The organism is Glaciecola siphonariae, assembly GCF_042652645.1.
Classification (GTDB): Bacteria; Pseudomonadota; Gammaproteobacteria; order Enterobacterales; family Alteromonadaceae; genus Glaciecola; species Glaciecola siphonariae.
On record NZ_JBHSGU010000002.1, the window covers coordinates 1,500,971 to 1,512,382 of the forward strand.

Here is an 11,412-nt window from a genome sequence, read left to right on the forward strand (position 1 = left end):
GAGGAGCTTTCACTACTTAGCGCGTTTAAAGCCCTGCGTTTTGTAAACGCGCTGTTTCCGTATAAATTCTTTTATTTTTTGTCTAATTAATTCCGCTTTCAAGGCGATAACATCTATAAGCCGTGTCTTCGCCATTTGAAAGGTCGTTAAAATGAATCGTACGCTTAAAGGTCTCGTCCTGTTGGCATGTTTAAGTGCCTGCAGCTTTAGTTATGCTAAATCGCGTGTAGTAGTGACCGACAAAAACGGCGTCGTTTTATCAAATATCGTAGTAGAAATAAGCGCTCAAACAAAAACATCCACTGATTTAGCCCGTCAAGCAGCAGATCCGGTTGTGATTGAACAAATAGACCAACAGTTTGTGCCCCACATATCCGTCGTGCCAGTTGGTACGCAAGTGACCTTTCCGAATAACGATACCGTCGCGCACCATGTGTATTCGTTTTCACCAGCCAAAACCTTTGAGGTAAACCTACAAGAGCAGTTCACCTCAAAGCCGATAAGCTTCGACAGTGCGGGGATTGTAGAGCTTGGCTGCAATATTCACGACTGGATGTTGGCCTATGTGTTCATTAGCGATGCTGACTGGTTCGGTAAAACCAACGCACAAGGCATTGTCGATGTAGAGTTGCCTGAGGGGTCTTACAGCGCATCTGTTTGGCACCCGCGTTTATCCAAAAATGATATGCAAAGCATCCATGAATTGATAATAAATCAGGCAAACCAAGTCAGCACTATCGCGCTTAGCGACGACCTACTACCTAGCTTAACAGGCTATGACAGTGTTGGAGCACTCGATGATTACTAGGCTGGGAGTTAAGCTTAATAACATCTCGCTAAAATCCAAGCTTCTTTTGAGCTTTTCAGCGATGGTGCTTAGCTTAGTATTAATTACCATTTATGCGGTGCAGTCTGTTGCGATTAATCACTCCAAGAAGTTACTTATCGACAATATCAACGTGTCGAAGGTGGTTATATTTGAACACGTGTACGACGTTGCTCGCGTGCTTAACAAAGCCGCACTTAATCTAAGCGATGACTTTAGCTTGAAATCACTCGTATTAAACGCGAGTAACGATGAGGCATCGCTTAATATTGCACTACAAAATTTCGCGGAACGCTTCGATACTAGCGAGTTTGCTTTATTATCCTCGAACGGAGACGTAAATTCTCGCTCAGCGGGCTTCACGCTCAACAGCCTTGAAAATCTACAAATCTATAGCTCCCCAACCGGCGGTTGGGTGCAAATGAATAACACTTATTATTTGCTCATTGCGGTGCCGGTAAAAAACACGCCTCTGTCGCGCACGGCTATGGCGTGGTTGGTATTTGCAAAACCCATTCAAAATGTATTCGACCAAGATGTGTCGGCACTTTCAAATCTTGAGTTCGCCGTGCTTGCATCTAGTGACTTTGCATCAAATGATCAGGCGCCACCGAGCATCATCTCAGCGAGTTTAGACAAAAGCTTAACGCAAAGCATTTATGATCAGCGCCAAGGGATCAAGAGCGAGCTGTATGCAAGCGAAGTGGGCCAAGATAAATATTTTGGGGCAGTGCTTGAATTCGTATCGCAAGCAAACTTGTCGCTTTCCTTGATGTTATTTACGCCTGAAGAAAAAGCGTTTTTATCTTATACCGCCTTGCTAGAGCAGCTTATTTTGCTATTGCTGATGGCCACGCTCTTTGTGGGTATATTTGCGCTAGTGTTTTCCGACAGCTTATCTAAGCCGCTGCTAAGACTCAGTGAGGTGGCTGCTAGCATTGGCAATGGAGACTTACCGGTCAACATACCCAATGGTAACACTAAAGAAGTCAATGACTTATCAACCGCAATTTCGCAAATGCACAATAATTTAAACAAGCGTAATCAAGAAGTTCATCAGTTAGCCTTTGTAGACCGTCTTACCGCGCTTCCTAACCGCACCGCCTTTTATGAGCATGTTGATAATCATCTTCGCCTAACAAAACGAGCGTATCTAGGTTTAGTACTAGTCGATATAAGTCGTTTCACTGACGTCAATGAAGCAATCGGTTACGAGGCAGCAGACCACTTATTAGTTAACATTGCAAAGCGCCTGTCAGCGCACTTTTCAAACGATGAGATGGTCATAAGAATGGCTGGCAATCAATTTGGTATATTAATCAAAGATGAAACTCGACATATAGACATCATTGAAGATGTACTAAACTGCCTGCAGCGCCCGTTTAACCTTAACGGCTTAAGCTTTGGCGTTAACGCTAAGATTGGGTATGCGCAAACGGATGCACGCATCACTGATGCCAGAGCGCTGTCGCAAGCGGCCGACATCGCGCTTAAAATGGCAAAAAGTCGCTATGCTCCTTATGTTATCTTCGACCCCGCGCTTAATTTATTTGACACTGACAAACTTCATTTAATGAGTGATTTGATTAATATCACCAAAAATGGACAGCTTAGCTTGCACTATCAACCTCAGCTCTGTTTGCAAGATGATGTGGTTAAAAGCGTAGAATGTTTAGCAAGATGGATACACCCTGAGCAGGGCTTTATACCGCCCGATGTGTTTATAGCGTTAGCGGAACAGTCGGGTCACATTAAAGCCATCACCCGCTTTGTAATAAAACAAGCCATCGTGCAGCATTGTAAATGGCGAAGCTTAGGTTTTGACATTCAAATGGCGGTGAATATTTCTGCCATTGATTTGGCTGACACCGCATTCACCGATTTTGTTGTAAACACCCTTCATGAGCATCAAGTAGACGCTGACCGCTTAATTATTGAAGTAACTGAAAGTACCGCAATGGAAGAGCCGGAACTCGCACTCAGGGCGCTTTTATTGCTGTCTAAAATAGGCATAAAGCTCTCGATTGATGATTTTGGTACTGGTTATTCCTCTATGGCGCAACTTAAAAAAATGCCGGTAAAAGAACTTAAGATTGATAAAGCCTTTGTATTACAGCTGGCCAAGGATTCAGAAGATCAGGTCATGGTATCGACGTTTATTGCGTTGGCAAAAAACTTAAGTTTGAGCACCGTCGCTGAAGGTGTTGAGGATGAAGCATCGCTTGAACTATTGAAAACAATGGGATGTTCTTATGCGCAAGGCTACTACATATCCCGACCGAAAGATGAAAATGCCATTACACAATGGTTTACTCAAGAACATGAGCGTAATGGCTCGATAGCGCAGATATAAATACATGTTGTATCGTTTTTTACTCTTTTTTTATTTAGCCGGACTTAGCCCTTTAGCTGACGCTAGCAGCATAAAAGGCAGAGTGGAGCTTGGGCTCAATCTTGCGAACGCACTACCGTCGTACCAAGATAAAGGCACCGGCATTCTTCGTTTTGATGATAATGGCGCTAAGGTGTTTCAAGGCCTGCTGCATTATCACACTCAAGTTGCTAGCGGATTGAGCGCAACGGTAATAGCAAATGCTTACCTTGATGGTGAGCAGCACCTTGGGTTAACTCAGGCCTTTGTGCAATACAAACCTTTGAGCCCAAATGCGGTTAGATTCAAATATCGCACCGGCTTTTTCTATCCACATTGGTCAGTTGAAAATACTGACGATGGATGGCTATCACCCTACACCTATACGCAGTCAGCTATCAATTCATGGATAGGTGAAGAAGTGAGAATCGCAGGTTTTGAAGCATCCGCCTTCTCTAATGGACGTCGCAGGCAAAGTCCATGGAGCTGGGAGATAAACACTGGCATTTTTAAAGGAAACGATCCCGCAGGTACCCTACTCAGCTGGCGCGGATTTGCTTATCATGACAGACAATCTTTACACCGTGACCGAGTCAATTTTGCGGCTATCCCGAGCATCGTTGATCAGGCGTCGATTAATTCTCCGTCTTGGGTTGAACCCTTTGAAGAAATAGACGGTCGCTGGGGTTATTACATTGGCGCACACCTAAACTATCAGCGCTCAAGTTTAATTAAATACTATTACTACAACAATAACGCCGATGCCTCAGCATTAAACGCAGAACGTCTGTACGCATGGGATACAAAATTCCATAGTTTAGCGGTCAGCCACACGCTGTCGCCTTCACTGAGGCTGCTCTCACAATTACTCCACGGCAGCACCGACATGGGCCCAAATGCGGTTTTTGTTGACTATACATCAGTGTATTTAATGCTCAGCTACTCACACTTAAAACATCGCCTGAGCACCCGTCTTGAATACGCAAGCATTCGCGAAGACGACACTATGCCACAAGACCAAAATGACAGCCACACAGCGGCATTGACCACGGCTTGGCGCTATAAAATCAAAACCAACCTTGAACTAGGGATAGAGCTTCATGTGAATAAAAATGATGCCAAGAATCGCTCTCAACTTTTGCTGCCCACCGCACAAACAGACCAACAAGCCAGATTTGTGTTGGCCTACACATTTTAAACATAAGGAAATAGCCTTTAAAGGAGACCATCTTTTCTGTGTAAAACGAAAAAGCGGAAGTTGGTCTTAACCTCAACTTCCGCTTTATTTATTTACTTATTTAATTATTTACTTATTTACTTATTTACGAGGGCTTGTTCAACGATTATCAGCTTAGATTAGCCTTTAATAGATAAGGCTCAGCTAACAAGCAACTGTGTTAAAACTTCGTAGACACCCACACCCACAGTTTTTCAGTATCGACTTTAAAGCCATCAGATGAATAATCCGCGTACTTTATGGCCACTTGATACTTTTCAGCAAGCGTTGTGACATATTGCAGGTTTATCTCAGTTCCATAATCATCGAGTGTGGCGCTTGCCTCATCTGCCTTAAAGTCGTGATATACCGCTAACCATTTGCCGCCTGCTAACTTACCTGAGAGGCTAAAGCTTGTATCGACCAAACCGCCAGCGGGTGTTGCTAAAAATTGATCTGACCAACCATTAAACTTATGCAACGTAGCAAGTGGCGTACTGAAACCCACAACGCCATCATCAGAGCCAAGGACTTCGTAAGCAAGCTTTGCGTTTATGCCTAAAATATCGGCACCGAGCTCTGCTTGAATATAGTCAGTATCAGCGTCCAGTGTGGCATTAGTATTCGTTTGCGTCGCATACTCAACGCCGTAAGAAACTTTCGTTCCTGCCAATTCCTTTGCCCCCCTAAAACTCACGCCATAAGTGTCTAGGCTATTGTCTGTGCCATTGTCTACCTCTAGCAAATAAGAATAAGCGACTAACTTGCCTAAAGAACTTTGATAAGAAGCATTCAAGAAATGATCTTTTGCATCTAAATCGGCATCCTCACCGAAAATTCGGTTGCGTTGGTCCACATAGCTGTACTGCACTTTTAAATTTTTATTTGGCGCGTAAACCACTGTAGCAGCATCAAAGGTTTGGCGGTCTTGACGCCAGCCTACATGACCAACAAAACGGTGTCCGTCTAAGGCAATGACCTGACGACCAACTTTAGCTGTAAATCCGTCTTTTTTATATTGAACAAAGCCTTGATCTAGTTCGGTAAATTCTGGGTCTGCCACCACCGAATATAGGCCTGGATTATATCCACTGGGGCCCACAGTATAGTCGCCTTGACCGAGCGCAATTCGGTTATCCTCCATTTCAACAGTAAATGAAAAGCCGTTTAAATCTCCAGAGCGATAGCCAAGACGCGTGCGAAAGGTTAATGCATCAGCATCTTCAAGCGGGTTATCTTGTGAAACACCCTCGTAACGTAACCTAAAATCTGCGAAGACAGTACCTGAGCTAATGGCATCGTAAACACTGTTAGTTTGCGCATAAACCTCTGTTGAGAACATACTGGTTGTGCCCAAGGCTAAGGCTATCAGGCTAAGTTGACTTATTTGGAAAGGTGCTGTGTTTAGGTGTCGTTTCATCTTGTGTTCCTTAGTGTGTAGCTTAAATTTTGGCCGCATAAAGCTTAAGCAGGTTATCGGACTTCTCCTGCTTTACTTAAATGCTGGCGTTTTTTGAGTGTTGTATTAAGGTTTTATGCGCTGTCTGAATCTATGTTTCATGCCGCATTTGACCTTCCGGTTGATATGCGCTTGCTTGTTTTTGTTGAGGCCTGATGAACAGGCTCAATCTTTTTTTGCTTTTCATATAAGAAGCGCAAAACATCATGACGGTATGAGTTGTACTTTGGATTGTCGGCGAGCGCTATTCGGTCTCTTGGCCTCGCTAACTCAACATCCAATATTTCACCCACTGTTGCTGCAGGGCCGTTTGTCATCATGACAATGCGATCAGAGAGCAACACCGCCTCATCTACGTCGTGAGTAATCATGATGACTGTATTACCAAGTTTTGCATGAATATCCATTACCGAGTCTTGAAGATGAGCTCGAGTGAGGGCATCAAGTGCACCAAATGGCTCGTCCATCAACAGTACCTTTGGCTCCATTGAGAGCGCCCTTGCAATACCAACCCTTTGTTTCATCCCGCCGGAGATTTCGGACGGCAGTTTGTCTGCAGCATGGGTCATCTGTACTAAATCGAGGTTGTGCTGTACCCATTCTTTAATTTCAGTTTTACTTCGGCCTTTACGGGTTTGTTTGACGGCTAACTCAACATTTTTATAGACCGATAACCAAGGTAACAAAGAATGGTTTTGAAACACAACCGCGCGCTCAGGGCCAGGTTCATTCACTTCTTTATTGTCCAAGATAACCCCGCCATGACTTGCCTGATACAAGCCGGCAACAATGTTTAGCACTGTGGATTTTCCGCAGCCAGAGTGCCCTATTAAAGAAATAAACTCGCCTTTTTTGATAACAAGATTCACGTTTTGTAAGGCAGTAAAAGGACCTTTAGGTGTCGGAAAATCGATTCCTACTTGCGATAATTCTAAATGTTTAGGTTTAGACATAGTGTTTCTCCTTTTTACTGACCTATCGAAGTGAGACAGATTTGTCCCAACTGACGGTTTTTTGAATGACTAGCATTAAGCGGTCCAAGAAAAAACCGATGATGCCGATAGTAAGCACGGCCACCATAATGCGCGCCAAAGACTCTGAACTACCATTTTGAAACTCATCCCAGACAAACTTACCCAAGCCTGGGTTTTGCGCCAACATTTCAGCGGCTATAAGCACCATCCAGCCAATACCCAAGCTTAGCCTTAAGCCAGTAAAGATCATGGGGATACTCGATGGTAAGACAATTTTAGTAATGTGCTTTAGGGTACTCAGTCTTAGCACTTTGCTTACGTTGATTAAGTCATTATCAATGCTCGACACGCCCACTGCGGTGTTTAGTAGGGTAGGCCACAAGCAACATAATGAAACAGTGAAAGCAGAGATAACAAACGACTTGGCAAACATAGGATCATCGCTGACATAGACTGCACTTACCACCATGGTAACTAGAGGCAACCAAGCTAGTGGAGAAACCGGCTTAAACAGCTGAACAAGCGGGTTAATTGCAGCATAGGCAGAACGACTGAGGCCGCATAAAATACCGATGGGTACTGCAATGACTGATGCGATTAAAAAGCCGATGCTTACCGTGTACAAGCTAGTCCAAATCTGGTCAAAAAAGGTCGGGGCGCCAGTAAAATTCCTAATTTTTGGTACATAGTCAGGGTCTTTTGCCACACGTTCTGCATTTCGAGTTTCTTGTCGCTCGTAGAAGGCCTGCGCTTTTTCTTGTTGCGCTTGGTGCTCTTCGAACAAAACTACACTTTGTTCCCACACCTGCGCAGGCCCAGGGAATTTGCCCAGCGAAGTATCGACTTTACTGGCAAGCACAGACCAAAGAAGGAGAAACAATATAAGGCCTAATATCGGCAAAATAATGTTCGCTGCGTTTTGAGTTTTGATACGGTTTAAGGTATCGCTTAACACACGGGAAATGCTCTTTACCCTTGCATGTTCGCCTATTGCGGTGGTGCCTGCTGATTGCGTCATAAACAACTCCTCCTAACTGAGCTAGAAAGCTTAAGCTCAGACAAATAATTACCCAGCTTAAATTTTTTCATCTGGCTTCAAACCAATTGCAAACTCTGATAGATACGCATTTGGTTGCGTGCCATCGAAGGTGATATTGTCAATAAACTCAGTTTGGGGAGCTTTGAAACCCGTTTCAGTTGCAAAATCAGGAAAGTCAGATGCTTTGGCCTTACCTTCAGCAATAAGCGCTTCGGCAGCTTTTGCATAAATGGCAGGTTGATACACTTTTTTCGCAGTTTCCATAAACCAATCGTCTGACTTTGGCTCTGCTATTTGTCCCCAGCGGCGCATTTGTGTTAAATACCAAATCGCATCACTGTAAAACGGGTAGGTAGCGTGATAGCGAAAAAACACGTTAAAGTCTGGCACTTCTCTCACGTCGCCTTTTTCGTATTCAAAGGTGCCGGTCATTGAGTTTGCGATGACATCCGCATCGGCCCCAACATAGTTACTTTGCGCGAGAATTTTTACCGCTTCTGGGCGGTTAGCGTTGTTGTTTTCATCAAGCCACATCGCCGCTCTGATCATGGCTTTTACCACGCGAATGTGAGTGTTTGGATTCTCCTCTGCCCAAGCCTTGCTCACACCAAAGACTTTCTCAGGGTTATTTTTCCAAATTTCGTAATCGGTAATGATCGGTACGCCAATATCTTTAAATACAGCCTGCTGATTCCACGGTTCGCCAACGCAGTATCCGTAAATCGTGCCGGCTTCCATTGTGGCTGGCATTTGCGGTGGAGGTGTGACAGACAATTGAGCCTGAGCGTCAATTTGCCCACTTGTATCGCCTTTATGTGGTGCGTAATAACCAGGGTGAATACCGCCGGCTGCTAACCAATAGCGTAACTCATAGTTATGGGTGGATACCGGAAACACCATGCCCATTTTGAACGGCTTACCTTGAGCGATATATTTATCCACCACAGGTTTGAGGTAATCGGCTTTAATTGGCAGTACTGCTTTGCCATTTTCACGTGGCACATAAGGCTGCATTTCTTCCCAAATTTGATTGGATACCGTAATGCCATTGCCGTTTAAATCCATGCTAAAGGCTGTGATGATGTGAGCCTGCGTACCAAAGCCTATTGTGGCACCGAGGGGCTGTCCTGCGAGCATGTGCGCACCGTCTAATTGACCATCAATGACCCTATCAAGTAATACTTTCCAGTTTGCCTGTGCCTCAAGCGTCACGTACAAGCCTTCATCCTCAAAGTAGCCTTTTTCATAAGCAATCGCTAAAGGCGCCATATCGGTTAGTTTAATAAATCCAAATTTCAGTTCTTCTTTTTCTGCGTAACCCACTTCCTCTGCGATGACGGAATGTGCAAGCATCAAAGAACAGCAACTAACGGTGACTATGCTAAGTTTTCGGACTTTTCGCGATATGTTAGTAGCTATATTGGTGGCTTTGTAAATAAGAGTGAGCTTCATCTTTGTGTTCCTGTTTAAAATGAAAAAATGAAAATGAAACAAATGCTCGATGCTTCATTTCAGCCAAAAAAAAACCCACGCCTAAATGATTTGCAGTCATTCGTGCGCGGGCAGCTTTGCCGATTACATGCTTCAGTGCATGTTTTTGATTTGTGATGTCTATACCGCATTTGATTTGCGATTTATTTACTCTAATGCATCATGAATGCCAAAAATTATTAATAAATAATTTCAATGACTTAACATTAAATTTACCTTTAAATTATCGATTATTTGTCTATTTAAAGTGCAATATTTATTTATTATGCACCTTTGGTGTGCGAGCGCTCAGGCGCATGTCACTGGCTTTTTCAAAAATATCTTCCCTAAAAATGCTGTAAGCAAGCGCTGAGTCACTATGCTTGTCGTGACTTTTTTTAGCATCATAGCGAAGCATTTTCTCAAGAAGCCATGCTGCTTGCTCCTGAGTGGGACGATTTACCGAATATTGACTCTCCGTGGTGCTCGAGAATAAAGATGAGAAGCGATTATAATGGGGAATGTGCCTCGGCTCGGTATCTACCTGCGTGAGGCAACTGCCGAGCAGTGAAGGGGCGATAATGTCTAGGCTTTCGTTTAACCAGTCGCTTTTTGAAAGCACTCTGGCAGCCTCAAAGCGATTTGGAATATCCTTTAACCATTCACAGGTATCAAGCAAAGCAGCACACAGTGCATGTATCGTATCGGTATGCTGATGATAAAAACGTCGCGTTAAGCCCAAGACTTTTTCTAATTTATCTTCCCATATATCAAACGAAGTCAATGCAGTGTGGCCTTGAGCCAAGCGCACTGACTTTGCATTCCAAGGTCCCCCTGCACAAAAGCCGTCGATATCGCCTGCTTGAAGGCTATCAGCCAACTTAGCCGGTGGAATAACGAGCAATCGAATGTCCTTTTCTGTGATCTCAGCCTGTGCAAGCCAGTCGAGCAATTGGTAGCGATGGCAACTAAAATGAAAAACACTGGCCAGTCGCAAAGGCGGTAAATCGTATTGCTTACGCTTTTCAATGACCGCCTTTAAATATCTCGCGCTCAATGGGTACTGAATATATTCTTTTTGATGGCAGCTTTTCACTTCGTCAATCAAGGCGTTTGATAAGGTTACCGCGTTCCCGTTCTGACTTAATATCATCGGTACAATGATGTCATTTTGTGCCGCCATCCATCCTAAATGATTAGCAAAAGGCATGGGCGCGAGTAGTTGCGCCGCGTCTATTACGCCGGCGTCTAGTCTGTCGCGCAGGGTTGACCATGAAGGTTGAAGCTGTAGGTTTACATCAAGCCCATAGCGCTGAAAAAAGCCAAGCTCTTTGGCCATGATCAAAGGAGCGGAGTCAGTGAGTTGCACTATACCGATATTCAGAGGGCGAGATAGTAAAGAAAGATTCATAGTAATGCCTACGGGAGGTTTTTGAGTACGGTGAGTAAAGTAGCGGCGATTTGTTCTAGTTTTTGGCCAGAGTCCATAGCCATTTTGCGCATTGAGGAAAAAGCATCCTGCTCGCTTAGGCCTTGCTTATGCATCAACAAACGCTTGGCCTGATCAATAGTTTTTCGGGAGGCAAGTTGCTGTTGAGTTAGGAGTAACTCTTGTTTAATTGCCTGAAACTCATCGAATCTTGCCACGGCAGCATCGAGTATTGCGCGAACACGCTCAGGATTGATATTTCCTGTGACATAGGCGCTCACTCCGGATTTAACTGATCGTTGAATAGTGTCCGAGTCGTGCTTTTCTGCAAACATCACTATGGGTTTAGGATTGACACTGGAGAGTAAGTGTAAGCTGTCGAGTACATCGCGGTCTGGGGATTCAATATCCATGACAATCATATCGGGTTTTAAGTCGTCGACTTGCTTGAGAATCGACAATCCCGTTTGCGCAATGTGAGCAATGCGGTATCGAGAGCTGTCTAGTGCATCAGAAATGGCTCTCGCACGCTCTATATTTTCATCCACCAATAAGATGTTGAGTACACCCACTTCATCGGTAGGCTTTATTTCTGGCATTTAAATTCCTCAGCGCAAAACTCTGTTGG

Annotated in this window: 9 protein-coding genes; 3 read left to right on the plus strand and 6 right to left on the minus strand. The window is 44.2% G+C overall.

Annotated features, from left to right (window positions below):
- Positions 1 to 151 precede the first annotated feature (151 nt).
- Genes ACFO4O_RS08040 through ACFO4O_RS08050 form a run of 3 tightly spaced genes read left to right on the plus strand, consistent with a single transcriptional unit; the run spans position 152 to position 4,395 of the window.
- Positions 152 to 808 (plus strand): methylamine utilization protein, encoded by a 657-nt coding sequence (locus ACFO4O_RS08040; protein WP_382407230.1) that lies wholly within the window; start codon positions 152 to 154, stop codon positions 806 to 808.
- Complete coding sequence (locus tag ACFO4O_RS08045; RefSeq protein WP_382407232.1) at positions 798 to 3,179, plus strand: EAL domain-containing protein; 2,382 nt, start codon at positions 798 to 800, stop codon at positions 3,177 to 3,179. The genes ACFO4O_RS08040 and ACFO4O_RS08045 overlap by 11 nt, the downstream gene beginning before the upstream one ends.
- Before the next feature lie 4 nt (positions 3,180 to 3,183).
- Positions 3,184 to 4,395, plus strand: a complete 1,212-nt coding sequence (locus ACFO4O_RS08050; protein ID WP_382407234.1) for a hypothetical protein — start codon at positions 3,184 to 3,186, stop codon at positions 4,393 to 4,395.
- Between the two features lie 199 nt (positions 4,396 to 4,594).
- On the opposite strand, the gene ACFO4O_RS08055 is transcribed toward ACFO4O_RS08050, so the two are convergent.
- The 6 genes from ACFO4O_RS08055 to ACFO4O_RS08080 form a co-directional block, all read right to left on the minus strand.
- Positions 4,595 to 5,755, minus strand: a complete 1,161-nt coding sequence (locus ACFO4O_RS08055; RefSeq protein ID WP_382408279.1) for an alginate export family protein — start codon at positions 5,753 to 5,755, stop codon at positions 4,595 to 4,597.
- 215 nt (positions 5,756 to 5,970) lie between these two features.
- Positions 5,971 to 6,825: an ABC transporter ATP-binding protein gene (locus ACFO4O_RS08060; protein WP_382407236.1), complete on the minus strand. Its 855-nt coding sequence runs from the start codon at positions 6,823 to 6,825 to the stop codon at positions 5,971 to 5,973.
- 22 nt (positions 6,826 to 6,847) lie between these two features.
- On the minus strand, positions 6,848 to 7,864 hold the full coding sequence (locus ACFO4O_RS08065; RefSeq protein WP_382407238.1) for an ABC transporter permease: 1,017 nt from the start codon (positions 7,862 to 7,864) through the stop codon (positions 6,848 to 6,850).
- Between the two features lie 57 nt (positions 7,865 to 7,921).
- Positions 7,922 to 9,238, minus strand: a complete 1,317-nt coding sequence (locus tag ACFO4O_RS08070; RefSeq protein ID WP_382408281.1) for a CmpA/NrtA family ABC transporter substrate-binding protein — start codon at positions 9,236 to 9,238, stop codon at positions 7,922 to 7,924.
- 394 nt (positions 9,239 to 9,632) lie between these two features.
- Complete coding sequence (locus ACFO4O_RS08075; RefSeq protein ID WP_382407240.1) at positions 9,633 to 10,766, minus strand: CmpA/NrtA family ABC transporter substrate-binding protein; 1,134 nt, start codon at positions 10,764 to 10,766, stop codon at positions 9,633 to 9,635.
- An 8-nt stretch (positions 10,767 to 10,774) separates the two neighbouring features.
- Positions 10,775 to 11,383 carry an ANTAR domain-containing response regulator gene (locus tag ACFO4O_RS08080; protein WP_382407242.1) on the minus strand — a complete coding sequence of 203 codons (609 nt, stop codon included), beginning with the start codon at positions 11,381 to 11,383 and terminating at the stop codon, positions 10,775 to 10,777.
- Between the last annotated feature and the right edge of the window lie 29 nt (positions 11,384 to 11,412).